A 26,190-nucleotide genomic window follows, 5' to 3' on the forward strand; every position below is an offset into this window, starting at 1 on the left:
CATTCAGAACTGTGGAGGGGCCGTGGGAAGATGAATTGGCATCGATCCAATCGGTACCTCACTGCTCTGACGCCGGCCGGCAACCCAGCACCAGAACTTCTTCTGGACTACGACGCGCTGGGCCGGCTCACCGCGCTCAAGGATGGCGCTACCGAGGCGGTGATTGATGGCTACAGTTACGACGGCACTGGCAACCGCCTGAGTGCCAAGATCGGCGGCGCCACCCAGGCCTACACCTATCCGACGATCAACCACCGCCTAAGGGCAGTCGCAGTCGCAGTCGCAGGCGTGGCACGCACCTACGACAAGATGGGCAACACCCTCACCATCGGCGGCAAGGCACGCGAGTACCTCTACGACCCCACCGGGCGCATGACCCAGGTCAAGCGCGCAGGTGTCGCGGTCATGAACTACCGCTACAACGGCCGAGGCGAGCAGGTACGTCGCTACCTGGGCACCACCAACACCTATACGCTCTACGACGAGGCCGGCCATTGGCTCGGCGACTACGACACCAATGGTGCACCCAAGCAACAAGCGATCTGGCTGGATGACCTGCCGGTGGGCCTGTGCCAACGGCGGTCAACTGCACTACATCGAACCCGACCACCTCGGCAGCCCGCGTGTAGTCGTGGATGCCGCCCGCGACGTTGCCGTGTGGAACTGGAGCCTGAAGGGCGAAGCCTTCGGCAACACCTTCGGCAACACCGCGCCCAACCAGGATCCGGATGGAGACGGCACCGCGATGGTGTTCGACATGCGGTTCCCAGGGCAGCGGTTTGATGCGGCCAGCGGGTTCAATCAGAACTACTTCCGCGATTACGATGCGGCCACTGGTCGGTACGGGCAGAGTGATCCGATTGGATTGGATGGCAGAGGTAATACATATACCTATGTTTCAGGCACTCCAGTGACTCTTATCGATCTTCTAGGCCTCACCCAGCATGACGTTGATTTTCTATTTGCTTTGGCTAAGAGGAGAGAGTTGGATTTAAGATTTCCTGGTCGGTTAAATGTTAGAGATCTTGGCGGTGATGAGGTGGGCTACACAAACTACTTAAAGAGGACGATAACGCTGGATGATCGATACTTGCAAAGCCTTTCTCCGGCTCAGCGCGTCGATTTGTATGACACTATCGTCCACGAAGGTCTCCATCTGACTAAAGGAATATTTTATAGTGCACGCAATAACTAAAAAATTTATGAAGAAGCAGGGAGGCGGACAGAAGCCGCCAAGGATCAGATTGAAACGGGGTCTAATGACTGCAATGAGTAGGGCGCTTTTTGCCATAATTAGCGTGATCTCTTTATGTGGATGTAATAGTACAAAATCAAACATTAGAGCTGGCGTTGTCCTGGATGAAATGAGATGTAAACCTAGGTCGAAAATCCGTAGCGAGATTGCAGAAGCGCAAAGTGCCTGTCATCAAGCTGTTGACGGTGATGGAATTCAATTAATAGTTTCAAAGGCAAGTCGATCTCCTTCATTGCATAGTGATACAGTTGGTAGAGAAGTAACTTCGATTTTTATTCAGCCGGCTAGCGCGGTATCTCATGTTGGCCCGGTTAAATTCGAGGCCTTCTATTCGCAAGGTTTGTTTGATCTTTTAGGAAAAACAGGCTGCGTTGGTGTTTTGGAAAGTGGCTCTGTTGAAATTAAAAAGCCGTCTAAAAGATTTATAATTAACTACTTTCTTCGTTTTGGACTGGTGAGCCCACTTGGATGGTCGGAAGACTGCAAAGGGTCTCGTGAAGTCTCTGGGTCTGAGGAAATATAACTTCGCGTAGCAATAAACGGGTCAGATTCACTTGATAGGTGACACCGTTTTGCGCTCTCGGCCGGCTTACTCTATCCCGCCGACGGCACCACAACTGGAATGAATGGCTATAGCTACGACGGCACCGGCAATCGCCTGAGTGGCGAGGTCGGCGGTGCCACCCAGGCCTACACTTATGCGGCGACCAACCACCGCCTGAGCGCAGTCGCAGGCGTGGCACGCACCTGCGACAAGATGGGCAACACCCTCACCATCGGCGGCAAGGCACGCGAGTACCTGTACGACACCACTGGCCGCATGACACAGGCCAAGCGCGCAGGCGTTGCAGTCATGAACTACCGCTACAACGGCCGCGGCGAGCAGGTACGCCGTTATCTGGGCACTACCAACACCTATACGCTCTATGACGAGGCCGGCCACTGGCTCGGCGACTACGACACCAACGGTGCACCCAAGCAACAAGCGATCTGGCTGGACGACCTGCCGGTGGGCCTGCTGGCCAACGGTGGTCAATTGCACTACATCGAACCCGACCACCTCGGTAGCCCCCGTGTGGTCGTCGATGCCGCTCGCGACATCGCCGTGTGGAGCTGGAGCCTGAAGGGCGAGGCCTTCGGCAACACCGCACCCAACCAGGATCCGGATGGAGACGGCGCCGCGATGGTGTTCGACATGCGGTTCCCAGGGCAGCGGTTTGATGCGGCCAGCGGGTTCAATCAGAACTACTTCCGGGATTACGATGCGGCCACTGGTCGGTACGGGCAGAGTGATCCGATTGATATAGCAGCTGACATAAGTACATATTCATATGTCTCTGCAAATCCATACGCAATGCTTGATCTATTAGGCCTGGAGTCGGTCGGCTCTTTTAATAACGGAGGGCACAGACTCTCTTGGGAAGATGGCGTAAATCTTAGGGGCCCTGATTTCGTAAAAGTATCATTAAATTATGGTCCCGGTACCCTTTCCTTCACGCGGGGAAGGAATGGTCGAATCTATATGAGTAAGGGGTTAGCAAAGATATATCCCCATTCGATATCCGCAGGAATTTCAGCCAGCGTGGGATGGGTTAACGACTGTGAAGGGCGTCCAAGCGACGCTCAATTGAATAATCTTTTCACCGGTCCTGGATTGGCCGGGTTTGGAGCGTATGGACCGCTCGGCGGGGCATGTAGCTACTCACCTGGAGCTGGGTCTACCACCGAAATCGGAGTGGGTACGGGAGTTTCTATCAGTAAAGGTCGTGGTGCCGGAGGATTTGGCGGTGAAAAAGGTGAGGTTATCAGCAACGATGGTTGGGGATGGGAATGGTGAAAATACTAAATTATTTCTTTTTTGCTGCCATTTGTGCCTGTCTAGCCTACGGCATCTATTTGTCTTCAGAGAAGTCTAAAGCTACTGATTTGTCCGGAAAGCCCGGAATCAGTACGTTAAAAGCTGAAATCGACTCGTTTGCGCAGAGCTTTGGAGGAACACCCATAAAATTTTTTGATCGAGTCAGCGTTGCCGGCGGTCTGTCAAGTAACATTCATTTGAGTCCTGGGAAGGCTCCTCCATTAGCGAATTTTAGGAGCCTCGCTTTAAAAAGAGGGTGGGTAGAGGTTGGGCCTGCAAAATCACCTTATTCGATTAGCTATCGATTTTGCAAAAAAAGAATGATGCTTTTGCTCGAGCATTCGTACAAGTCTCACTGGATTTATGGAATTGAATGGGTTTCCGATGGAGAGGGAGTTTATTATTGCAAACCGAAATTAATAGCTCGCCTGGACATCCGTAGCACCCGTCTGAGTGCGATGGCAGGCGTGGCGCGCGCCTACGAAAAGTTTGGCAAAACCCTTCACCATTGGCGGCAAGGCACGCGAGTACCTGTACGACACCACCGGCCGCATGACCCAGGTCAAACGCGCAGGCGTCGCGGTCATGAACTACCGCTACAACGGCCGAGGCGAGCAGGTACGCCGCTATCTGGGTACTACCAACACCTATACGCTTTAAGACGAGGCCGGCCATTGGCTCGGCTAAGACACCAACGATGCACCCAAGCAACAAGCGATCTGGCTGGACGACCTGCCTGTGGGCCTGCTGGCCAACGGCAGTCAGCTGCACTACATCGAACCCGACCACCTCGGCAGCCCGCGTGTGGTCGTGGATGCCGCCCGCGACGTTGCCGTGTGGAACTGGAGCCTGAAGGGAGAAGCCTTCGGCAACACCGCACCCAACCAGGATCCGGATGGAGACGGCACCGCGATGGTGTTCGACATGCGGTTCCCAGGGCAGCGGTTTGATGCAGCGAGCGGTTCAATCAGAACTACTTTCGTGACTATGACGCGGCGGCAGGCCGGTATGGGCAAAGTGATCCGATTGGGCTTAACAGCGGAATTTCCACTTATCAATACGCCTTAGGAAAACCCCTTGTCGCTTCTGACAGGTTTGGCCAAAAAACATGTCATCGTTACCCGCGATCTTGGGATCGGCTCGCACACTGCCATGTTAACAGATTCAGAAAACGGAGCCCCCCATTTCTACATGATCCCGCCGGGTCCTATATGGGAGAAACTAGAGGTAGTGGTGGAGTCTTTGAAGGTGTTGATGGAGGGGCTAGCCTTAGAAGTTACGTTGATTACCAAAAGAGTACAGGAAGTAGCGTTGAGGTGATCGTTCTTAATACTACCGCAAGCCAAGAGAGAAGATTTAAAATAGAAGCAGAAGAGCTCGGCGATAACAGAGGTTTTTCTTGTGCATCCTCGACCTCTTCCGTAATGTCAGGATATGGGGTTGTAAAATATAGGATTTTTCCTGGGCGATTGGCAGATATACTGAACGAAGCCCGAAATAAAGAAAGGTCTGAGTCATGTGTAGATGGGGGAAAGTGATGTCATTACCTCAAAAGTTAGCTTGGGCGGGGATTTTTTTCTCCGCGATGTATTTACTTTTCTCTTTGATGTGGCCATACAGCGTCTCTTTTATAGTCAAAAACAATGAGATGGCAATTAAATACAAATTAATGTTTTCATTTCTTTTGATCTTTATTCCTTACCTGGTTTTCCGAACGTCTCGCACAGTCTTAGGGGCCTTAGGTGTCGGGATTTTTATAGGTGGTTTATGTGGGCTGGCAGCAATACTAATTGTTTCAATCGCATCATCTGGATACACTTCGCTGATAGGTGAGATGAAACGTAGCGGAGTTGGGAGTTGGTTTTTCTTGCATTTCATGATCGCCATAGTTCTTGGTGGCTGGACGGTTGGAGGCATGATCGGTTTAGTTGTAGGTATTAATTTCAAGAAAACCAAGAGCGGTGTCAGGTTCTAAGGCAAGCGAGTACCTGTACGAGACTATGGGCCGCATGACCCAGGTCAAGCGCGCGGGTGTCGCGGTCATGAACTACCGCTACAACGGCCTAGGCGAGCAAGTACGTCGCTACCTGGGCACCACCAACACCTATACGCTCTACGTTGAGGCCGGCCATTGGCTCGGCGACTACGACACTAACGGTGCACCCAAGCAACAAGCGATCTGGCTGGATGACCTGCCGGTGGGCCTGTTGGCCAACGGCGGTCAACTGCACTACATCGAACCCGACCACCTCGGCAGCCCACGCGTCGTCGTCGATGCCGCCCGTGACGTTGCCGTGTGGAACTGGAGCCTGAAGGGCGAAGCCTTTGGCAACACCGCACCCAACCAGGATCCGGATGGGGATGGCATCGCGATGGTCTTCGACATGCGGTTCCCAGGGCAGCGATTTGATGCAGCGAGCGGGTTAAATCAGAACTACTTTCGTGACTACGACGCGGCGGCAGGCAGGTACGGGCAGAGTGACCCGATTGGATTGAGAGGAGGGATTTCTTCTTACTTATATTCGTTAGGTACACCGACTCGGTTTTATGATCCATTTGGACTGGAAGCTGTCTGGGACACCAAAACTTGCGCGGGCCAACTGGGTCTAACGACCTGCGACGGAAAAGGAGGGTTCATGGTAAGTAACTGCAACTTTGGTTGCGATCGTGAATGTACGCAGCGCCATGAAGAAGAGCACAAGAAATTTTTAAACGATCTTCATCCGGGCGCTTGTTTAGGTCGCCCACTCGGGGCTGCTCCTTGGCCCCAAAATCATGCTGCTGATAGCGAGGCTTACGCGCGGGAGTTTCATGAAAACTAATGTAAAGCTGATGCTATTACTATTGATTGCATCTCAAAAATTAAGAAGAAAGCCCAGTTGGATGCAAACGCCATGCGCAACCTTCGTGAAGCTGTCAAACGTCGGGAGTCTAGAAAATGCGAAGACTATGGATTTTGATTTTATTTACTTCATTCACTTCAAGCGCTTTTGCTCGCGAGGCATGCCAGACTTTCTATGGGGTAGATCAAAAATTGCCAGCTGCAGTCAAGAAAGGGCTTAGAGAGAAAAAAATGCAAGAGTTCCAGCTAGTGAACAAGACGGTGTGTGCGACACACGTGACCTGGCATGCTTTGCCGCCAGATTTCCCGCCGTCGCAGCCTTGGCCACCTGGAGTCATGAAGCTTGTTTCATGGAACACGAAGAATAATAAGATTGAAATTCTTTAGTGGTCTGGTTTGCGTCTTGATAAGCTTTGGCACCGCAGATAAATCGTTCGCGATTCCCTTCGTAATCGGTGGCACCGTATGGCAGAGGATTGCTGCCAAAATATTAAAATACTTCAAGCAGTGAGGTTAGTAAGGTCAAACTTCTACACACAGATTCTCTGTAAAAAACAAAGTGCGCCGCGCACATGCAGCGGCCACTTTCTAGCTGTGGCGTAATGCGCCGCAGGAGCTGAGCTGCACCTTACACGAGGCGATGAGGCCACAAGGAATGGGGTCAGGTTAATCTAATGATTCGACCTGACCTCTCATCTCTTCATGGCGCATCCGCAATGTAAACGTGGCTACTATCTTTATGCTGGACTCGACTTCGTTGAATGATCCAGGAGCCCGGGGCGCGGGGCTTTCGTACAGTAGTAGTCCAACGCTCACTGCTGGTTACAAAAAGGACTTAATGGAAGAATAAGAAGATGCGCCCTTCTCTTAGTGGCCTGATCAACGCTTATAGCAAAATCGGTCTCATATTATTGGCGGTTGCCGCATTGGTTTTCTTGAGGGGCCTAATCAAGGCTCCTTCGCCCAGCGACGAGATCCGGCAGTTGGTTGTCATCGGCCTTGCCGTGATGGGTGTCATCCTGTGCACGCTTGGCTTTCTTATGGTCAAGCAGCCTGATGGCAGATAGGCTTTGTCTAACTCTGGCTTTGATAGATATCCATTGGCAATCTTCTATCAACGCAGCTTGCTATGAAAGTTGGCTTATGCCGCCTCATTTTAGTGTGCTGAGGTCTCTAATCTGCAGGACATTGACCGGGCCAATGAAAAGCAAGAGAGCGATGGATGAGCAGGCGTTTAGCTGTCGCGCCACGGGACTGGACTAGCTACCAGCGCATCTCGGCTCGGCGGCCAGCTGACGGTGTCTAGCCCTCACACCGCGCGCGGTCGACATGCTACCCTGACCACCGCCATTTTTGGCGAAGACGGAACATCCGGTGACCCAGCCGACACTATTGCAAGCGGTGTCAGGGGCTTTCTCGCTGAGCCACGCTTAACGCAGGTCGCCCAGAGACAAGCACGTCATTTCAACCACCATCAGGGACGTATTCATCATGAACCTACGTAGCATTGCCACCACTTTTGCATTGGCTGCAGCTTTAAGCCTTGGCTTGAGCGCTCCAGCGCGCGCCCAGGCGGGAGATCCTTGCTCGGTCTTTCTTTGCATGGCAAGCGTGTCCGGCTTCGGTGCTCCGACTCCAGAATGTGCAGCGCCGATCGCAACCTTCCATTCCATCCAGGTATGGAGCCCGGCCTTCAACCCGTCAGCCACGGCGGCGGCACGCCGGGCATATCTGATGACATGTCCAGGCGCGAGCGTACCGAATCAAGCCATCTTGGAAGCCATCATCGCGCAGTGGGGCTACACGCCTTGACGTAAATTGCCCGCTGACTCAGAAATTTGCTTTTAAGTCAGCGGGAATGGCGCCACGCCCCTGTTTGCCATGCGCACCGCGTAAGGCCTTTCTATACCACTGTGCTTCGACGAGATAGGTGGTGCCTGGCTCCTTCATCTCTCAAGATGATCGTGCGAGTCCGGCGCAACAGCGCTGGCGATGCCGGAAGACAACAGATATGCGTTTGATCTCATCTCCTGGCGTTGTTTCGCGCCGTGGGCGGCGAATTCCAAGACTATGAGCAATTGACGGCAAGCAGCGCCTCGACGACGATCATTCGATTAATTCGTCTGGAGCCGCAATGCCACCTGAAGTAAAAGAACTGCAACACGCCATAGAGTCAATTCCCGGCATTACCGATGCAGCGGTGGACAAGGTGGATCTTTCTGATGTCACGGAAAGCGACTTTAGTCTTCTTCCGTATGCCGACCTGCCGCTCGGCGCATTGAAGCGCACAAAGGGAGGCTTGGTCAACGAGCTTGCCATCTCCGTCAACTTTGGTATCACGCGCGATCCGAAAGGCCTCAAGGCACTCGAGTTCCTTTCCTGAGGGGTACGCGATTTGGCGCGAGCAGGCGAGCCGATGCAGATCAGGAGCATCGCGCTTCCACCCATCGGCGATCAGTTTGGCACGTCACTTCGCTTTTGCATCGATTATTTTTACGCTGATCCTGAGCAGGATATCGGCAAGCTACTGTCCAAGGTAGGGATGTTGGCTGATGCGCTTAACAGCGCAAAGAGCCTATACCCGCAGGTCATTGCTTCCAGACAATGCGTTCACGCCGAACCCGCCTCCGCGGATGACCTTACACGCCTACCGCCGTAGCAGGCGTCTGGGACGGCCGAGTGTCACCGCACAGATAGAGCCGCCTCTCGTTGGTCTTGGCCGGACCTCAAACCAATCTGAAGACGCTCGCTTCTCCATCCCTCGTGTCGTACGCCACCAATGCCTCCTGGAAGGCGTCAGTGCTGCCAACGAGCTCACCGTCACTGCTCCATATGGCAGACCGACCCGCTCCTAGGAAGGTGTCGGCGGGGCCCACACAGTTTGCCATCAAGACAGTCATGGAATGCGTTTTTGCAATCGTCGGATAGTGGCTGTAGGCCGATGCCACGCCTCTCTCCGACTTGGCCACGCTTGCCAGATACACGCCAGCACCTGACGCTGCAGCTTGTTCTGCATGGCTTGCCTGCAGTGACTCGTAGCAAATGGCAGGCGCCAGCAGATGATCTGCGTGTCTGAGAACAAGCTGCTCGGTACCAGGGGTGAAGAACGGGAACTCGTCGGGGTGTAACTGCTGTTTGGAGTAGCTTGTGCGCTCCAGCCCCGGTTGGAACCAGAGCATGCTGATTTCGGTGCCTTTTGCTACCTTCGTGGGCGCGCCAACGGCGATGAGCATGCCGTACCGGTCACTTGCCAGCTGAAATTGATCAAAGCGCTGATCAGCCAGCTGCACCGCCAGGGCCTGTGCCAGCGCTGGTTCGTAACCGGTGAGGGACAGCTCGGGAAAGACCAGCACATCCGCACCCTTGCTCGCCGCCAGGCGAATGACATCGAGGTGCTTGCTGATGTTCTCTTCGATTTGGTCAGGCGTCGAAAGGATTTGCGCGGCTGTCAGCTTCATTGCCTGTCTCGTGTCCACGTATTGGGGTTGAGCGTAGCGGATTCCGAAAGGCGGGTAACCAGAACCTGCTCAAAGACCAGGCCTGGTGCCAGTCGAGGTACCACGCCACGCTGCACCAGCGAGCGTGCGTCGTTCCCCTGTGTATCCGGCGGGCTGTGCAAGCGAATTCCAGATTGACCTTACTTAACCGCTCGGCGAGGATAGTGCCGTACCGCACTTTGGCGGTCGGGTCGCAGTCAGGCACAAAGCATGGTTAGCAGCATTGGTGTAGACGAAAGTGAGCGGCAGCTACTTGATGACGTTGCCGAATATGGATGGCATTGCATCCACATCATGGAAGAGGGCGAGCAGGTTGGGTACTCCTTCACCATTGGCCTGTACCAGACGTTTGGGCACCCGGAATTAATCATCTTCGGCTTGTCCTCAAAGGTATCGCACCAGATCCTCTCGATCGTTGCGGATGCGGCGCAAGCCGGAGCACCGCTCGACCTGTCACACCCAACAGATGCCCTCATCAATCACTATTCCTGCTGTTTTGCCGAAGTGCCATTGTCGGAGTACTACGAGCATGTAGGTTCTGCCCGCTGGTACTATCAGGGAGACGACTTTCCGCTTTACCAGATTGTGTGGCCGTCCAAGTCCGGTCTGTTTCCCTGGCACCCCCGGTCCAGTGCGGAGTTCCGTGCAGCCCAGCCGGTACTCGGCCAGGCCGCGAGTGGCAACTGACAATCCTTCATCCAGGGCCGCTGGGTGGTCTCGAAGAGGCGGATGCAGACTGTCAGGCGATGGATTCGATCACCTATAGCAATCGACGGCGACCAACGTATCGCCAAGCATTCGCGTTGCTGCACTCCCGTAGCAGGCAAGATCAGGACTGTAGTGTGGCTTCCGAAGATCTGAATGCCCTCTATAACGAGGCGCGTGGATTCGCCGAGTACATGCTGCTGGCACATGGCGAGTTCATTCCATTCGGTGTCTTGATGCGTCCAGATGGGACAATTGCTCAGGTGGCTGGTGACCTTGGGGTTGGACGTTCCGTATCGGTGGAGATGGTTGAGCTGCTTCAAGCGTCCTTCTCGCAATCTGCCCGTCTTGGTGCCATCCGGGCCGCCGGCATTTGCATGGAGATGTCTGTGGTGCTACCCGGACAGGAGGACAAGACGGATGCAATCTGTACGCGATTGGCGCATGTGTCGGGCGAGTCAGTCGAGGTCTTTGTGCCGCACTCGCGTGATGCGCGTGGGGCGCTCCAGCTGGGCCAGCCATTCGCCACGGTCGGCGATGCGTTCACGCTTGTTGTGCGCTAACTTATCCAAGCTATCCCTTGGCGCGGCACAGATCTCTTCAACTGGTGTGCAGCATGCTGAAAGTCGCCGTTCTCATTACTTGCCTCGCCGTCACTGCGCCTGCCATGGCCATCTCATGCGGTAGGCAGCAATCCACGGCGCAGGCCTACTCCTCTGCTCAGCACTTGGTCTCTGCGCATGTTGAGAGGAGCTATGCGGCACCCGGTTTTGGTCGTGATGCTGTGCAGTTCGTCGAGCTTCGCGTGCTGAAGGTCTGGAAAGGTCAGCTGAAGCCAGGAGACCGTGTCCAGGCAACAGCGGAAGATTCAATCAATTTTGTCAGTGATGGGTTCGTTCCACTCTTGGGCTCCGATCTGTTGGTATACGCGAGCGGTTCCCAGCCTCTTATACTGGGCAGTTGCTCAAGGACCGCACCACTGGAGACCACGCGTGACCTACAAGCGCTGGAGGCGCTATCCAGGCGGTCGCATGGCAGGTAACGTGAGCGGCACTGCCTCCACGGCGACGGCGAGGTGACGCGGGCATTAGGTCCTTTGGAGCATATGGTCACTTACCCATCAGAGCCGGAACTTGTTCTCGCCCTCGATCACCACGATGAGTTGGTGCGGCAGTGTGCTGCCGGTGCGTTGTCGTTCGGAGCTTTCTGTGCAGCGTACGATAACTTTTACTGGGCATACGCGCTGGACGGGCATGAGTCCGACGCTGCAGGCCAGGCGCTGCTAGGCCGGCTGGCAGCCCGCGTAGCTCCACATCGCGCACTGGCCGAGACCGTTCTGGCTCATCTCCATCCCGAAGCCCCTGCGGCTCATGCCAGCTATGGCAAGGCCGGCAGGCTCGGCACCGAGGAGGCCATGATGCGTCTCAAGCTTATCGCTGCTGGTCTCTTGTCTTGGAAAGCCTGACAATTCATTCAAGCCGAACCCGCCTCGCGACGCGGCTCAATTCAGGAGCTCGTCCTTCATGACGTATCTGGCGACACTTTTATTGATATTCCTGTCGTCTTCTGCGACCGCTGCCGTCCCCAAGCTTGGCTGGAGCGCGTGCCTGATTCGGCCGGCAGTTGGCGCGATCGGGCTGCGATTCCTGAAAGTGCGTTCTTTGAGTTTCAAGCGCCAATGTTATCGAACGCAGAAGCCTTCCGTCGCCACTGTGCGGGGCGACATACCTCTGATGTCAGGCGCCAAAACTACATGATCGCAATCGAGTTCGAGCCACCAAGCGTTTCCTACTGCGAGTGTTGCGGGAAAGAGACTATTCGCCTCACGCGTTTCGTTACAGATGACGGTAACGCGCACGCCGTTTACTACCTTCAGTACACCCCCGGGCACGAACCGGAGCATATGAGCGGTTTGATCAGCCTCGGCGAGTGGGGTGAATCGGCCTCGTCAGCAGATCGCCTTGCATTTCCGTTCCGCCTCTGGGCCACCGAGGGGACGTATAACGTCGGGCTCACCGATGCCGCAGAGTCGCCATGGTCCAAAGCAACATTTCTTGGGGCCGTGCTCGACCGGACCCAGGCGCTGACGCATCCGTGGTGCAAGGAGGTGTTTCACATCACGGATCACATCACTAGCCAGGATCCGGAGGCAATTGCTTTTCTTGCTGGGAAGCATCAACGGAGCGCCTGACAACTCGCTCAGGTAGGAGTTGCCTCATTGCAGTGCCTACGTCCCAGCTATCACACCATGCTCGCCTGTCACCGCGTCGTCCTACGTCATTGGCGCATCGTAAGTAGGGGTGAATCGAGATTTGCTGTACTTGCGGTGAGGAGAGAGCTTTGTCGTCTCCATACAGCAGATTGCAGGTTTCCTGGTAGGCAAAAGGGGCGAGGACTTCATGGCTTTCTGCGTCGATCAGGGACAATAGAGAGTTATGGCATACAGACCAAACTCGACTCGTTTCCTGCTCTGGCTAATTGCACTCGCAGGCGTAGTGGCCGGTTGCGTAGTGCTTGCGATCCATCGGCCGCCTCTGGTTACACCTGGCATCTGTAAGCCGCTACCTGCAGGCATCAAGAAGATGGGGCGAGCGCTTGCTCCTCCAGCGGCAGCTGCGGCGCTAGGTTCGCACAGTCTGGAGGAAGCTGGACTACTGCGCGCGATGCAGCCCGGCGACACCGTTCATGAGTTCGAGACGGAAGTAATGCGGGAGCACCTGATTATGCGGGGAAGGTGCTACATCGATCAGACCATTGGTTGGATACGCTGAGCGCCTGCACGTATTGCAGGTCTTGGGATTTGGCTGCGGCGAGAGATAAGAACGGACGCACCAGAGATGACTTCAGACGACTTTGTCAGTGTGCTAAAACCGAATGCGCGGACGCTGCCGTTGACGATTGCGTTGAACCCCTCAGGGCCCCGCAGGGCGCTAGATTCGCTCAATCTCTGTTTGGCTTGTCCGGTCTTGATCCAGTTGATGAAGCTGTCAATGTGCGTGGTTTTGGCACTAATGGCGCGGTTTTCGGTGCAGCGAAGCAGGGACTCATTTATTGAGCACCTTGGTTGTCCACACCTGGTCGTAGTCGGCATTGTGTGACTTGGTGAATCCGTTGGCATCACTGCGTCCATCGTCGACTTTCTGGCCATCCTTGTAGATCACGTAATGGCGCCCGCCGGCAGCCTGGTCGCCGTGGTAATGCAGCTGCATCCGGTACACCAGCCTGCTCTCTTCTACTGCTGGCGTCGCCTGCTGCTGTCCACCGCTGCTGGCGAGTTGCTGTATCTGCAACAGCGGTGTGGTCTGCTGCGGATGGGCCACAACCCAGCTTCTGAACTTGGCTTGGTCCTGCGCTGACGTCTGCCCGGACGCTGGCCAGATGTAGAGAAACGTTGCCGGCGTATCGGGTGCCGTACTGGCGGCCGGAAGGTGCCACTCGTAGACCTGGTGCTTGCCATCGGCTGTCGTCATCTCGAGCAGGCGGGCACTGGCTTGCGATGGGTTGCTGGCGGCGACCGGCAGTTCACTGATCGGGACGAGGCTGGAGTTCGGTATGGCGCCCGCCAGTGCCAGCAGCAGATCGCGCTGGTTTGTCACTTCCTGTTCGTTCAACGATAGCGAGCGCAGGTAGCGCGAACGCAGACTGAAACGGTAGCGCGTTCCCTGCAGGGTGAATTCTCCCTCGACCCTGGAGGCTTCGTGCCAGTCGTGCCCAGGTGCCAGATTGACAGCGCCGTGCATGACGCAAAACCCCTGCCGGGATTGCGCCGCTGGCGGAAAGGCCGATACGCTGCTGGTGATCGAGGCCAGGATGTCCTTGGCACGCCGTTCGGTGATGTCCTGCAGGCGGCTGATGGCCGTCTTCTGGAAGCGAAAGGTCGTGCCATCGCGATGAATGAAGCCGCTGACCTGCACGACATTCGGGTCGAGCGGCAGCGCATCTTCCTCGTGTACGACGATGACCCTGCCATCGTCCTGTGCCAGCGTTTCCACGGGCTTGATCAGTTGGCGCACCCGGCCATCGCTGGCCGGTGCTTGCGCGGCCAGCAGGCGCTGCGCATAGCTGGCTGCGTCTTCGCGGTAGCTGTCGATGTCGCCCCAGTAAAACTGCGCGGAACTTCCCAGAAAATGCAGTGGCATGTTGGACGTCACGGCAAGCCGCCCGATGCAGCAATTTGCGTTGGCGGTAGTGTCCACCGATGGCGGCAGCGTGTTGGTAGTGGTGTTCGTGCTGCAAGCGGCAAGCAACGCCATGGCAGCAAGCAGCGGCGCGCGCATCAAACGCGTGGCGGAACGTCTCAACGCAATTCCTTCAAAACAGCAATCGGCAATGATAGATGACGCCGGTCCACCTGGTGCGCCACCGCTGTCCAGGTGATCTGGCGCGTCCTGCTGCTTCCGTGCATTGGCCGATTGCGGGGTCGAGCGAGCCGCATCCGTTCTGGCCGGTGCAGGCCAACGGAAATCGCACAGCGCCACCTCGCATCGGCTTTTATGCCGTAGTGATAGTGATGGCGTGCCTGCTTCCGTTGAGCGGGGGCGCTTGGGCCTGCGTTGGGGATGGGCCAGTGGTTGGAGGTCGCGCAACCAGGTGTGCGCCTTCCTCTGCGGGAGTGCGGCGCACAGGGTGCCTGCGCTTGCTATGGCTTCTTTCGATACACCCCACCGAAGGACACGTTCATTCCGCCGCATTCCAGGTTGTCGTCGGCCAGCAGCATGTCGCCCAGCAACTGCAGGCGCACCTTGCACGTGTTCTCGTTGACCTCGACGCGGTTGCCTTCTGGATAGCCGCACGCGGTGACCGAACCGGTGTGCGGACCGCCCGGCGTCTGTTCCGGATCGGGATAGGCGCTGGGCCAGTACGCATCGCCGTTGACGGTGATGCTGCCGTCTGCGTTGGTGGTCAATTGCAGCGTGTTGTCGCCATAGTGCCAGTGGCCGTTCCACGCCTGCGGTGTGGGCGTGGCCGCGCTTGGTTGCATCTGCAGGCTGGACTGTGCGACCCAACCGGCGGTGCCGCCGCCCTTGTTGGGATAGAGCACGCAGACATAGGCATTGCGGCGCTGCGCCGTCAGGACGATATCGTTTTTGACCACGTAGGCGCGCTCCTGGCATGCGGCCCCGCCCGTGTCCGGGCAGCCATCGGTGTCCTTGAGCAGGTACAGGCGCGGCGGGATGACCTTGCCGAGGGAGAACGCCACCGGCGCGCTGGTGAACAACCCGTTGCGGCAGGTGGCATCGTCGCCGTCAGGTGCGGCGTGGACCAACGGCGAAACGCCCAACAGGGCAAGCATCCAGGCCTTATGCATGGCAATCACTCCAAATGTGGCGCGGTAGTGTGCGGCAAACCGGGCCGTCTTTCAGCAGGAAAGTGTCACCACACGCTACGCATGCCCAGCCGCGCTGACCCACGTGCAGTTCCACGCCCGTGCGCAGGCGCGTGCCGCCGCATGCAGTGCGGTGCATGGTGCGGCGTTGTGTCTTCGCCCTGCGGCCCATGCTTGTGTCTGATTACCCCAGTGGACGTGTATGAGCCCTCTTCACCTGGGGAGGGCGATGCTGCTGTCTTCAATCGAAAGGGAGTGGAGCATGAAACAATCACTGTTGGTCCTGTCCATGGTCGCGGCGCTGGCGCTCGCTGGTTGTAAGCCTGATGCCGACAAGGAGGCCGCAGCGCCTGCCGCGTCCACCGAGCCGACGCCGACCGGTGGCGTGGCGACCCCGACCACGCCGCCTGTCGGCGAAGCCAGCCCGGCGCCGGAAGGCGCGGCACGCGCGAGCTCCGGAGACGACATCGCCCTGGGCCTGCTCGGGGCGGTGAACAACCACGAGATCGCCGCAGCGAAGCAGGCGCAGGACAAGAAGGTCACCGGCGCGGTGCTCGAGTACGCGAAGATGATGGAGAAAGAACACACCGAGAACCTGGAAAAGACCAAGGCGCTGGGGACGCTGGCCGAAACCCCGGACGTCAAGAAGCTGGAGAGCAAGGGCGAGCAGGACCTGTCCACGCTGGGGCAGAAGTCCGGCAAGGACTACGCGGCGGCCTACATCGATGCAATGATCGCTGGGCACAAGGATGCACTGCAGCTGATCCAGACGCAGATGATGACGGTGGCGTCGACCGAGCCGGTCAAGCAGCACCTGACCGAGACCAAGACGCACGTCGAGCAGCACCTGGCGAAGGCGGAAGCCATCAAGAAGACGATGTAAGCGTGGGCGTGGCAGGCCGCTGGTCTGCCACGCCTGGTTTGCAAGCGGCAAGGGAGCGACGTCGCCGTTTCCGAGCTTCAGGGACCCGAAAAGGGAATCAGGGAAACAGCGATTCCTCCCACAACTGCCAACAGCGCCAGCACGCCAAGAATTATCGAATACAGACGCCTGGAAAAATTGGGGCGGCGCCGGATGGCCCGAAGAATGGCGATCGGAATTAATGCATAGGCCGCACAAAGGGCAATGAAGTACCAGTTGACCTGATAGGAGGAGCCCTTGCCCAGCGTGTTTCCGACTTGAAACAAGACCACTCCACCAACAAGCGACAGGAAAGAGCGGAGCGCGAATGCATTGGTGGTTCTTGTTTGAATGCTCATATCTTCACATCTCTACAATCTGGAATGTTGCCACAGCTGGATGCCTTACCAATGCGATCTTTTCTTACGCATCCCCTTTGCCGTTGCAACCGTGGCGATGGCTAGCAGTGCCGCCATGACGTAGCTCCGCATCCTTGCGCTCCTTGCAGGTTGAGGCCCTAGCCTACAACGCCTGGGCGTTGGCCAGTGCTGCCTGAGCCCTCACCACAGCCGCGCTTGTTTGATTTTCGTCAATTCCACCGACACATGAAATTCGCAGCCGGGGTGCTTGACTGCATCGGTCAAGAATCGTTGCGGAGTTGCGCATGAGTGCAGTCACGGTGGGAAGGGTCGACCAGGGATCGGGTGGAGATGGGTCGATCCGGACGGGAGTTGGACTGGTGCGTCGTGAACGAGCGCCGGCGGATGTGCGGGGCGGGTCGGCCTGCATCGCTTTCTTTGTCACGGCGCGCGTACGCGCCGTGGTCGGCTGAGGGGGCGCCATGCGGATCTGTGTTCTCAACGAGGCAACCGGGGACCACGCCGGGCTGGAGCAGCGCTGCAGGTCGGCGCGCGAGGCGGGCTTTGATCATGTGGTGCTCGCACCGCCGTTTGCGCGCGACGGCCAGGGCCGGCTGAGTGAGGTGGCCGGTGCCAGCGAGGCCGACGCGCAGCGCCTGCGCGAGGTGGTGCAGGCCGCGCACCGCGCCGGTGTGAAGCTGCTGCTCGACGTGCGCCTGGACGAAGTGGGTGGCGACAGTGCGGTGGTACGCGACAACCCGCAGTGGTTCCGGGCGCGCAGCACGGCGGTGCCGGACCCGCGCCAGCCGCGCGCCACGCCCGAAGTGGCCGAGGCACGCTTCACCTATGCGCAGGAAGGTGCGGCGCTGGTGGAGTGGTGGAGTGCGCGCCTGCTGGAGTGGGCATCGCAAGGCGTGGCCGGCTTCCGGCTGTTGCAGCCGCAGCAGGTGCCGGCGCAGCGCTGGCGCGAGCTGATCGCACGCGTGCATGCGCAGGCGCCGGAGGTGGTGTTTGCGGCCTGGACGCCGGGCCTGGGCATCGAGGCCTTGCAGCAGCTGGCCGGTGCCGGTTTCGATGCGGCGTTCTCCTCGCTTGCCTGGTGGGACGGCCGCGGTAGCTGGTTCTTCGACGAAGACACCGCACTGCGCGCATTGGCGTCGCAGGTGGTCGCGGTGGTGGGCGCGCCCGAAGGCAAGCCTGCGGCCGCTGCCGGGCAGCACTGGCAGCTGGCCCAGGCCCTGGGCGGGGCATGGCTGCTGGACGAGGCACAGCTGGAGACGTTGCCGTTGTCGATCAGGGCGCGCGATGGCGTGCCGCCCAGCAATGCCGGCCTGCGCTTGCGCCCGCTGCTGCGCGAGGGCACCGGCCTGACGGCGGTGGCCATCGAGCCATTGGGCGGCTTGCCGTCGCTGCTGCTGATCAATGGCGATGCCGATCATGTGGTGCCGGTCCCGGCGCCGGATCTGTTGCGCCTGCTTGGCGATGCCGAAGCGCTGGTAGGCGAAGACGGCAGCACGCTCTCCGGTGCGGCGCTGGAAGCATTGGAGCCGGGCGAGGTGCGGGTGTACCGCAGCGTGCCGGCGCGGCATGTGCTGGCGGTGCCGCGCATGCGTCCGCGCGCGCAGACCGCGGCCGCCTGGCCGCGTGTGTGCATCGAGTCGGTGACGCCGTCGGTCGATAACGGCCGTTTCCCGGTCAAGCGCACCGTGGGCGACCGCATCTGCGTGGAAGCCGATGCGTTCTGCGACGGGCACGACCGTATCGCGGTGGCGGTGCTGTGGCGCCCGGCCGATGCCAAGACCTGGGCCAGTGCGCCGATGCGTGCGCTGGGCAACGATCGCTGGCGCGCGGAGTTCCCGCTCGAGCGCATCGGCACCTATGAATTCCGCGTCGAAGGCTGGCGCGATGTGTTCGCCACCTTGCATGCGGATCTGGAAAAGAAGCGTGCCGCCAACACGGTGCTGCCGGTGGACGTGCAGGAAGCGGTGGCCGTGGTGCAGGCTGCGCACGCACGCAGCACCGGTGCGTTGGCCGAGCGCCTGCAGGCCATCCTGACCCGCATCGGTGCGCAGAGCGAGCCGCTGCAGCAGCTGGCGATCGTGCTGGAGCCGGATACCGCGCAGGCGATGGCAGCGGCCGACGACAAGCCGTTCCGCTCCGAAACCCCGATGACCTTCCGGGTGGAGTCGGAGCGGCGCGCGGCGCATTTTGCCAGCTGGTACGAATTGTTCCCGCGCTCGCAAAGCGGCGATCCGCAGCGGCACGGCACCTTCGACGATGTGATCAAGCGGCTGGCGCATATCCGCGCGATGAACTTCGACGTGCTGTACATGCCGCCGATCCACCCGATCGGCTTGAACAACCGCAAGGGCCGCAACAACTCGGTCACTGCGGTCGATGGCGAGCCGGGCAGCCCGTATGCAATCGGCGCCAGCGATGGCGGGCATACCGAGGTGCATGCCGAGCTCGGCGGGCTGGACGGTTTCCGCCGCCTGATCCAGGCCGCGCGTGCGCATGGGCTGGAGGTGGCGCTGGATTTCGCCATCCAGTGCGCGCCGGATCACCCGTGGTTGAAGGACCACAAGGACTGGTTCACCTGGCGCGCGGATGGCTCGATTCCGTACGCGGAGAACCCGCCGAAGAAATACCAGGACATCGTCAACGTCGATTTCTACGCCAGCGGTGCGGTGCCGGACCTGTGGAACACGCTGCGCGATGCGGTGCTGTTCTGGGTCAACGAGGGGGTGACGCTGTTCCGCGTCGACAACCCGCATACCAAGCCGTTCCCGTTCTGGGAATGGTTGATTGCCGACATCCGCGGGCGCCGCCCGGACGTGGTGTTCCTGTCGGAGGCCTTCACCCGGCCGAAGATGATGTACCGGCTGGCCAAGTGCGGCTTCTCGCAGTCCTATACCTACTTCACCTGGCGCAACCACAAGCACGAGCTGCAGGAGTACGTGGAAGAGTTGAACCAGGGCGTGCCGCGCGAATGCTTCCGCCCGCATTTCTTCGTCAACACACCGGACATCAATCCGCTGTTCCTGCAGACCAGCGGGCGCAACGGCCACCTGATCCGCGCCGCGCTGGCAACCACGTTGTCGGGGCTGTGGGGCATGTACCAGGGCTTCGAGCTGTGCGAGGCCACGCCGCTGGCGCCGGGCAAGGAAGAGTATCTGGACTCGGAGAAGTTCCAGCTGCGTGCCTGGCCCGAGCGTGCGCCCGGCGACATCGTCGATGAGATCACCCGCTTCAATCAGCTGCGCCGCATGCATCCGGAACTGCAGTCGCACCTGGGCACGCGCTTCTACCAGGCGCACAACGACCAGGTGCTGTACTTCGGCAAGTTCCTGGATGCCGGCTACCTGTCGCGTAGCCGCAGCATGGTGCTGGTGGCGATCAACCTGGACCCGCAGGCGGGCCAGGACGCGGACATCGAAATTCCACTGTGGGAGTTGGGCCTGCCCGATCACGCCAGCGTGGCGGTGGACGATCTGTGGGACGGCCATCGCTTCACATGGCAAGGCAAGTATCAGCACATCCGCTTAGAGGCGACGCGGCCGTTCGCGTTATGGCGCATCCGCGCAGGAGAGGTCGCATGAATGCAGTCCCATCGTTACAAGCCGACGCGGAACAGTCCGCGGTGGTGGCAGATCAGCTTTGGTACAAAGACGCGATCATTTACCAGGTGCACGTCAAGTCGTTCTTCGACTCCAATGACGATGGCATCGGCGATTTCCCGGGCCTGATTTCCAAGCTGGATTACATCGCCGAACTCGGCGTGGACACCATCTGGCTGCTGCCGTTCTACCCCAGCCCGCGCCGCGACGACGGCTACGACATCGCCGAATACATGGCGGTGCATCCGGACTACGGCAGCATCGAGGATTTCGAGCAGCTGGTGGCGCAGGCGCATGCACGCGGCATCCGCATCGTCACCGAGCTGGTGATCAACCACACCTCCGACCAGCACCCGTGGTTCCAGCGCGCACGCACTGCGCCGGCCGGCTCGCCGGAGCGCGACTTCTATGTGTGGTCGGACACCGACCAGGAATACGAAGGCACGCGGATCATCTTCTGCGATACCGAAAAGTCCAACTGGACCTGGGACCCGGTGGCCGGGCAGTACTTCTGGCACCGGTTCTATTCGCACCAGCCGGACCTGAACTTCGACAACCCCGCGGTGCTGGAGGCGGTGCTGGAAGTGATGCGCTTCTGGCTGGATCGCGGCGTGGACGGCCTGCGCCTGGATGCGGTGCCCTACCTCATCGAACGCTCCGGCACTTCCAACGAGAACCTGCCGGAAACCCACGCGATCCTGCGCAAGATCCGCGCCACGCTGGATGCCGAATACCCGGACCGCATGCTGCTGGCCGAAGCCAACATGTGGCCGGAAGACACCCAGCAGTACTTCGGCCAGAACGCCGACGAATGCCATATGGCGTTCCACTTCCCGCTGATGCCGCGCATGTACATGGCGATCGCGCGCGAAGACCGCTTCCCGATCACCGACATCATGCGTCAGACCCCGGAAATTCCGGAGAGCTGCCAGTGGGCGATCTTCCTGCGCAACCACGATGAGCTGACGCTGGAAATGGTCACCGATTCGGAGCGCGATTACCTGTGGCAGACCTATGCCGCCGACCGCCGCGCACGCATCAACCTGGGCATCCGGCGCCGGCTGGCGCCGCTGCTGGAGCGCGACCGCCGCCGCATCGAATTGATGACCTCCCTGTTGCTGACCATGCCCGGCACGCCGGTGCTGTACTACGGCGACGAGATCGGCATGGGCGACAACATCCATCTGGGCGACCGCGATGGCGTGCGCACGCCGATGCAGTGGTCGATCGACCGCAATGGCGGCTTCTCGCGCGCCGACCCGGCGCAGCTGGTGCTGCCGCCGGTGATGGACCCGCTGTACGGCTTCCAGGCCGTCAATGTGGAAGCGCAGATCCGCGACCAGCATTCGCTGCTGACCTGGACCCGCCGCGTGCTCAGCGTGCGCAAGCGCTACCAGGCCTTCGGTCGCGGCACCCTGCGCTTCCTGTACCCGGGCAACCGCCGCATGCTGGCCTACCTGCGTTGCTACCAGGACGAGACGGTGCTGTGCGTGGCCAACCTGTCGCACACGCTGCAGGCGGTGGAGCTGGACCTGTCCGAGTTCGAGGGCCGCGTGCCGGTGGACATCATCGGCGGCGGCAGCTTCCCGCCGGTCGGCCGGCTGACCTACCTGCTCACGGTGCCGCCGTTCGGCTTCTACGCGTTCCAGCTGGTCAGCGAAGGCACCTTGCCGGATTGGCATGTGCCCAGCCCGGTGCCGTTGCCGGATTACCGTACGCTGGTGCTGCGCAGCGATACCGACGAGAGCAACGCATTGCTGCCACATCTGTCCACGCTGGAAGCGGAAATCCTGCCGGCCTGGTTGTCGGCACGCCGCTGGTTCTCGGCCAAGGACCAGGCACTGAAGCATGTGCGCATCTCGCGCCGTACGCCATTGCCCGGCGATGAGCCGATGAGCCTGCTGGAGCTGGACGTGGAGCTGGAAGACGGCCGCCACGAGAGCTACATGCTGCCGATCGGCATCGTGTGGGAGCGCGACCACCCCAGCACGCTGGCCGAGCAGCTGGCGCTGGCGCGTGTGCGCCAGGGCCGCGAGGTGGGGTATCTCACCGATGCCTTCGCACTCAAGCCGATGGTGCGCGGGGTGATCGACGCCTTGCGCGACAACGCCGCGCTGGACTTCTGCGATGGCGACGATGCCTCGCAGCAGGGCCAGGTGCGCTTCGAGGCGACCCCGGCGCTGGCCACGCTGGACATTCCTCAGGATCCGGAAATCCGCTGGCTGTCGGCCGAGCAGAGCAACAGCTCGCTGGTGGTTGCCGACAAGGCGGTGTTCAAGCTGCTGCGGCACGTGGCCAATGGCGCCAACCCGGAGATCGAGATCGGCCGCCGCCTGACCGAGATGGGCTATGCCAACGCCGCGCCCTTGCTGGGCAGCGTCAGCCGTATCGACACGCAGGGCACCATCACCACGATCGCGCTGCTGCAGGGCTTCATCCGCAACCAGGGCGATGCCTGGCGCTGGACGCTGGACCATCTGGCGCGCAGCTTCGACGAGTACGCCACCGCGCAGACCGACGAATCGCGCGCCGAAGCCATCGCCGGGTACGACGCCTTCGCCGCAGTGGTCGGCAAACGCCTGGCCGAGTTGCACGAGGCCTTGTCGCGCGACACCGACGATGCCGACTTCGCCCCGCAGCGCATCGACCTGCCGACCGCCAACGATGTGGTGGCCGGCGTCGCCCGCCAGGTCGAGGAGATGTGGGACACGGTCACCACGCGTCTGGCCGGCACCGATGACGCCACCGAACGCGAAGCGCTGCAGGCGGTGCTGGCCGAGCGCCCGCAGCTGGATGCCTTGCTCGCCCAGGCGCCGAGCGTGCTGGCCGATTCCCTGCTGACCCGCGTGCACGGCGATTTCCACCTGGGCCAGATCCTGGTGGCCTTCGACGATGTGGTGCTGATCGACTTCGAAGGCGAGCCGGCCAAGCCGCTGTCCGAACGGCGCGCCAAGGCCAGCCCGCTGCGCGATGTGGCCGGCTTCCTGCGCTCGCTCGACTACGCCAGCGAAGTGTCGGCACGTGGCGAGGAAGGCACCGCCGCACGCGCAGGCGTGGGCGTGGACACGCATCTGGACGAGTTCCTGGTGCAGTTCCGCCGCCGTTCCACACAGGCGTTTCTGGATGCGTACCATGCCGTGCTCGATGCCAGCACGCACCCGTGGATCGCACCGGCGGCGTTCAACGCGGCCACCTTGCTGTTCCTGGTGGAGAAGGCCTGTTACGAGGTGCGTTACGAGGCCGCCAACCGCCCTGGCTGGCTGATGGTGCCGATCGAGGGCTTGCGACGCATCCTGCACCGCGCGCGCGCTGGTGCGGGAGACACATGATGAGTGGAGTGATGACAGCAGTGACCAATCGATGGGATCCCGGCGCGACCCGCGCCCTGGCCGAGGCACGCCATGGCGATGCATTCGCCATTCTTGGCGCGCACCCGACCGATAGCGGTCGGGTGCTGCGCACCTATCAACCGGGTGCCGACTACGTCAATGCCGTGCTCGACGATGGCCAGGTCATCGCGCTGGACGCGGGCCCGGAGCCGGGCCTGTTCGCCGGCGCGTTGCCGGCGCAGGGCGGGTATCGCCTGCGCATCGGCTGGCCCGGCGGCGAGCAGGACACCGCCGACCCGTACGCGTTTGGCCCGCAGCTCAGCGACTTCGACCTGCATCTGATCAGCGAAGGCCATCACCTGCAGCTGGCCGATGCACTCGGCGCCAACGTGATCGAGGTCGATGGCGTACGCGGCACGCGCTTTGCGGTGTGGGCGCCCAATGCCACGCGCGTGGCGGTGGTGGGCGACTTCAACAGCTGGGACGCACGCCGGCATCCGATGCGGCTGCGGCACCAGTCCGGCGTGTGGGAGCTGTTCGTGCCCGACGTCGGCCCGGGGGCGCACTACAAGTACCAGCTGCGCGGCCCGCATGGGAATGAGTTGCCGGCCAAGGCCGACCCGGTGGCGCGGCGTGCCGAGCTGGCACCGGGCACCGCCTCGATCGTGGCCGACCCCACCCCGCACCAGTGGAGCGATGACGGCTGGATGGCCACGCGCGCGCGCCGTCAGGCGCACGACGCACCGATGAGCATCTACGAGATCCATGCCGGTTCCTGGCTGCGCCAGGAAGGCGTGGACCTGGACTGGGATGGACTGGCCGACCGCCTGATTCCGTACGTGGCGGACATGGGCTTCACCCATGTCGAGCTGATGCCGGTGACCGAGCATCCGTTCGGCGGCTCGTGGGGCTACCAGCCGCTGGGCCTGTTCGCGCCGACTGCGCGCTTCGGTTCGCCGGATGGCTTTGCCCGTTTCGTCGATCGCTGCCACCGCGAAGGCATCGGCGTGATCGTCGACTGGGTGCCGGCGCATTTCCCCACCGACGCCCACGGCCTGGCGCATTTCGACGGCACCGCGCTGTACGAACATGCCGACCCGCGCGAAGGCTTCCATCGCGACTGGAATACGCTGATCTACAACCACGGGCGGCGCGAGGTGTCCGGGTTCCTGATCGCCAGTGCGCTGGAGTTCCTGCAGCGCTTCCACGTCGACGGCCTGCGCGTGGATGCGGTGGCCTCGATGCTGTACCGCGACTACAGCCGCAATGCCGGCGAGTGGGTGCCCAACATCCATGGCGGGCGCGAGAACTACGAGACCATCGCCTTCCTGCGCCGGCTCAACGAGGTGGTGCGCGAGCACACCCCGGGCGCGGTGATGATTGCCGAGGAATCCACCGCATTCCCCGGTGTCACCGCCGACGTGGCGCATGGCGGCCTGGGCTTCCACTACAAGTGGAACATGGGCTGGATGCACGACACCCTGCATTACGCCGCGCTGGATCCGATCTACCGCCGTTACCACCATGGCGAGCTGACCTTCAGCATGGTCTATGCGTATTCGGAGCGCTTCGTGCTGCCGATCTCGCACGACGAAGTGGTGCACGGCAAGGGCTCGTTGCTGGGCCGCATGCCGGGCGACGACTGGCAGCGTTTTGCCAACCTGCGCGCCTACCTGGGTTACATGTTCACCCACCCGGGGCGCAAGTTGCTGTTCATGGGCTGCGAGTTCGGCCAGCCCACCGAGTGGAACCACGACGGCGGCATCCCCTGGCATCTGCTGGACGACCCACGCCATCGCGGCGTGCAGACCCTGGTGCGTGACTTGAACCGGCTGTATGTCGAATACCCCGCGCTGCACGCGCAGGACGACGACCCGGCCGGGTTTGCGTGGGTGGTGGGCGATGACGCGGCCAACAGCGTGGTCGCGTTCCTGCGCAAGGGCAAGCGCGGCGACGCCCCGGTGCTGGTGGTGATCAACTTCACCCCGATCGTGCAGCACGGCTACCGCGTCGGCGTGCCGCAGGGCGGCCAGTGGCGCGAGGTGTTCAACAGCGACGCCGGTATCTATGGCGGCGCGAACCTGGGCAATGGCGGTGTGGTGGGCGCCGAGCAGCAGTCCATGCATGGCCATGCGCAATCCCTGCCGCTGCTGTTGCCGCCGCTGGGCGTCGTCGTGCTGACGCCGCAGGGCTGATGCAGCACCCACGGCGCCGGACGGCTGGTCCGGCGCCGTGGCACCTGTTAGATTGCGCGCCGTAGAGTGGTGAGACCGTGTTGCGTGCGCCTGTCGGGCGGCGCAGCTGGGTGTCGACCACTGATATCAGGCGGCCCGGGGAGGGCTGCCGGGCACAGCCGCCGCCATGCCTTCCGTCGATCTCGTTACGGGAGCGTTGTGCGTGGGCGTTTTGAGTGCTGCTGCTTCTTCGATGCTTGAGTGGCCTGTTCCTGTCGTGCGCAGGGTCGGGCGCGCAGATGCACCCGTGCGGGCTGCGTATTCGGG

The 26,190-nt window shown here is 60.4% G+C and carries 18 protein-coding genes and 4 pseudogenes; 17 read left to right on the forward strand and 5 right to left on the reverse strand.

The genetic code is table 11. The features are described from left to right. Nucleotides 1-37: 37 nt before the first annotated feature. From H7A87_RS00695 to H7A87_RS00730, 8 genes and pseudogenes are all read left to right on the forward strand, one after another. Nucleotides 38-1,195, forward strand: a pseudogene (locus H7A87_RS00695) (RHS repeat-associated core domain-containing protein); the annotation flags it as partial. A 64-nt stretch (nucleotides 1,196-1,259) separates the two neighbouring features. After that, nucleotides 1,260-1,778 (forward strand): hypothetical protein, encoded by a 519-nt coding sequence (locus tag H7A87_RS00700; RefSeq protein ID WP_147421052.1) that lies wholly within the window; start codon nucleotides 1,260-1,262, stop codon nucleotides 1,776-1,778. Between the two features lie 81 nt (nucleotides 1,779-1,859). Continuing rightward, nucleotides 1,860-3,092 (forward strand): annotated as a pseudogene (locus H7A87_RS20740) (RHS repeat-associated core domain-containing protein); the annotation flags it as partial. 461 nt (nucleotides 3,093-3,553) lie between these two features. After that, nucleotides 3,554-4,192, forward strand: a pseudogene (locus H7A87_RS00710) (RHS repeat-associated core domain-containing protein); the annotation flags it as partial. After that, nucleotides 4,191-4,433, forward strand: coding sequence for a hypothetical protein (locus H7A87_RS00715; protein ID WP_180496621.1), 243 nt, complete (start codon nucleotides 4,191-4,193; stop codon nucleotides 4,431-4,433). The pseudogene H7A87_RS00710 and the gene H7A87_RS00715, both read left to right, overlap by 2 nt. Before the next feature lie 217 nt (nucleotides 4,434-4,650). After that, nucleotides 4,651-5,088 carry a hypothetical protein gene (locus tag H7A87_RS00720; protein WP_147421053.1) on the forward strand — a complete coding sequence of 146 codons (438 nt, stop codon included), beginning with the start codon at nucleotides 4,651-4,653 and terminating at the stop codon, nucleotides 5,086-5,088. Beyond that, nucleotides 5,081-5,935 (forward strand): annotated as a pseudogene (locus tag H7A87_RS00725) (RHS repeat-associated core domain-containing protein); the annotation flags it as partial. The gene H7A87_RS00720 and the pseudogene H7A87_RS00725, both read left to right, overlap by 8 nt. 874 nt (nucleotides 5,936-6,809) lie before the next feature. Further along, nucleotides 6,810-7,022: a hypothetical protein gene (locus tag H7A87_RS00730; RefSeq protein WP_119127254.1), complete on the forward strand. Its 213-nt coding sequence runs from the start codon at nucleotides 6,810-6,812 to the stop codon at nucleotides 7,020-7,022. A 363-nt stretch (nucleotides 7,023-7,385) separates the two neighbouring features. Here the strand turns inward: H7A87_RS00730 and H7A87_RS00735 are convergent, their stop codons facing one another. Next, the gene (locus H7A87_RS00735; RefSeq protein WP_167765687.1) at nucleotides 7,386-7,628 is read right to left on the reverse strand and encodes a hypothetical protein; all 243 of its coding nucleotides are present in this window, start codon (nucleotides 7,626-7,628) and stop codon (nucleotides 7,386-7,388) included. Nucleotides 7,629-8,089: 461 nt separating this feature from the next. Between H7A87_RS00735 and H7A87_RS20745 the strand changes: the two genes are divergently transcribed. Next, nucleotides 8,090-8,338: a hypothetical protein gene (locus tag H7A87_RS20745; protein ID WP_232087900.1), complete on the forward strand. Its 249-nt coding sequence runs from the start codon at nucleotides 8,090-8,092 to the stop codon at nucleotides 8,336-8,338. A 343-nt stretch (nucleotides 8,339-8,681) separates the two neighbouring features. Here the strand turns inward: H7A87_RS20745 and H7A87_RS00745 are convergent, their stop codons facing one another. Then, nucleotides 8,682-9,413, reverse strand: a complete 732-nt coding sequence (locus H7A87_RS00745) for a carbon-nitrogen hydrolase family protein (protein ID WP_180496841.1) — start codon at nucleotides 9,411-9,413, stop codon at nucleotides 8,682-8,684. A 249-nt stretch (nucleotides 9,414-9,662) separates the two neighbouring features. On the opposite strand from H7A87_RS00745, the gene H7A87_RS00750 reads away from it, so the two are divergent. The 4 genes from H7A87_RS00750 to H7A87_RS00765 all read left to right on the forward strand — a co-directional run bounded on the left by H7A87_RS00750 (nucleotide 9,663) and on the right by H7A87_RS00765 (nucleotide 12,348). After that, complete coding sequence (locus H7A87_RS00750) at nucleotides 9,663-10,139, forward strand: DUF4262 domain-containing protein (RefSeq protein ID WP_119127260.1); 477 nt, start codon at nucleotides 9,663-9,665, stop codon at nucleotides 10,137-10,139. Between the two features lie 155 nt (nucleotides 10,140-10,294). Then, complete coding sequence (locus tag H7A87_RS00755) at nucleotides 10,295-10,720, forward strand: hypothetical protein (protein ID WP_147421054.1); 426 nt, start codon at nucleotides 10,295-10,297, stop codon at nucleotides 10,718-10,720. A gap of 542 nt (nucleotides 10,721-11,262) precedes the next feature. Next, on the forward strand, nucleotides 11,263-11,622 hold the full coding sequence (locus H7A87_RS00760; RefSeq protein WP_119127266.1) for a hypothetical protein: 360 nt from the start codon (nucleotides 11,263-11,265) through the stop codon (nucleotides 11,620-11,622). 288 nt (nucleotides 11,623-11,910) lie between these two features. Beyond that, the gene (locus H7A87_RS00765; protein WP_119127268.1) at nucleotides 11,911-12,348 is read left to right on the forward strand and encodes a hypothetical protein; all 438 of its coding nucleotides are present in this window, start codon (nucleotides 11,911-11,913) and stop codon (nucleotides 12,346-12,348) included. Nucleotides 12,349-13,201: 853 nt separating this feature from the next. Here H7A87_RS00765 and H7A87_RS00770 read toward each other — a convergent pair. Beyond that, a complete protein-coding gene (locus tag H7A87_RS00770) occupies nucleotides 13,202-14,458 on the reverse strand; it encodes a hypothetical protein (protein WP_232087901.1) in 1,257 nt (418 codons plus the stop codon). A 338-nt stretch (nucleotides 14,459-14,796) separates the two neighbouring features. Beyond that, entirely contained in the window at nucleotides 14,797-15,465 is a 669-nt protein-coding gene (locus tag H7A87_RS00775; protein ID WP_119127270.1) for a hypothetical protein, read from the reverse strand. Nucleotides 15,466-15,745: 280 nt separating this feature from the next. On the opposite strand from H7A87_RS00775, the gene H7A87_RS00780 reads away from it, so the two are divergent. After that, nucleotides 15,746-16,366 carry a DUF4142 domain-containing protein gene (locus H7A87_RS00780; protein WP_119127272.1) on the forward strand — a complete coding sequence of 207 codons (621 nt, stop codon included), beginning with the start codon at nucleotides 15,746-15,748 and terminating at the stop codon, nucleotides 16,364-16,366. Between the two features lie 77 nt (nucleotides 16,367-16,443). Here H7A87_RS00780 and H7A87_RS00785 read toward each other — a convergent pair whose 3' ends face one another. Continuing rightward, complete coding sequence (locus H7A87_RS00785) at nucleotides 16,444-16,743, reverse strand: hypothetical protein (protein WP_119127274.1); 300 nt, start codon at nucleotides 16,741-16,743, stop codon at nucleotides 16,444-16,446. A gap of 482 nt (nucleotides 16,744-17,225) precedes the next feature. On the opposite strand from H7A87_RS00785, the gene H7A87_RS00790 reads away from it, so the two are divergent. Genes H7A87_RS00790 through glgB form a run of 3 tightly spaced genes read left to right on the forward strand, consistent with a single transcriptional unit; the run spans nucleotide 17,226 to nucleotide 25,884 of the window. Further along, complete coding sequence (locus H7A87_RS00790) at nucleotides 17,226-20,342, forward strand: maltotransferase domain-containing protein (RefSeq protein ID WP_119127276.1); 3,117 nt, start codon at nucleotides 17,226-17,228, stop codon at nucleotides 20,340-20,342. Then, nucleotides 20,339-23,689, forward strand: a complete 3,351-nt coding sequence (gene treS / locus H7A87_RS00795) for a maltose alpha-D-glucosyltransferase (protein WP_119127278.1) — start codon at nucleotides 20,339-20,341, stop codon at nucleotides 23,687-23,689. Before H7A87_RS00790 ends, treS begins: the two co-directional genes overlap by 4 nt. An 11-nt stretch (nucleotides 23,690-23,700) precedes the next feature. Next, entirely contained in the window at nucleotides 23,701-25,884 is a 2,184-nt protein-coding gene (gene glgB / locus H7A87_RS00800; RefSeq protein ID WP_119127950.1) for a 1,4-alpha-glucan branching protein GlgB, read from the forward strand. Nucleotides 25,885-26,190: the final 306 nt, after the last annotated feature.

Origin of the sequence: Xanthomonas sp. CPBF 426 (genome assembly GCF_903989465.1) — a bacterium.
Classification (GTDB): Bacteria; Pseudomonadota; Gammaproteobacteria; order Xanthomonadales; family Xanthomonadaceae; genus Xanthomonas; species Xanthomonas euroxanthea.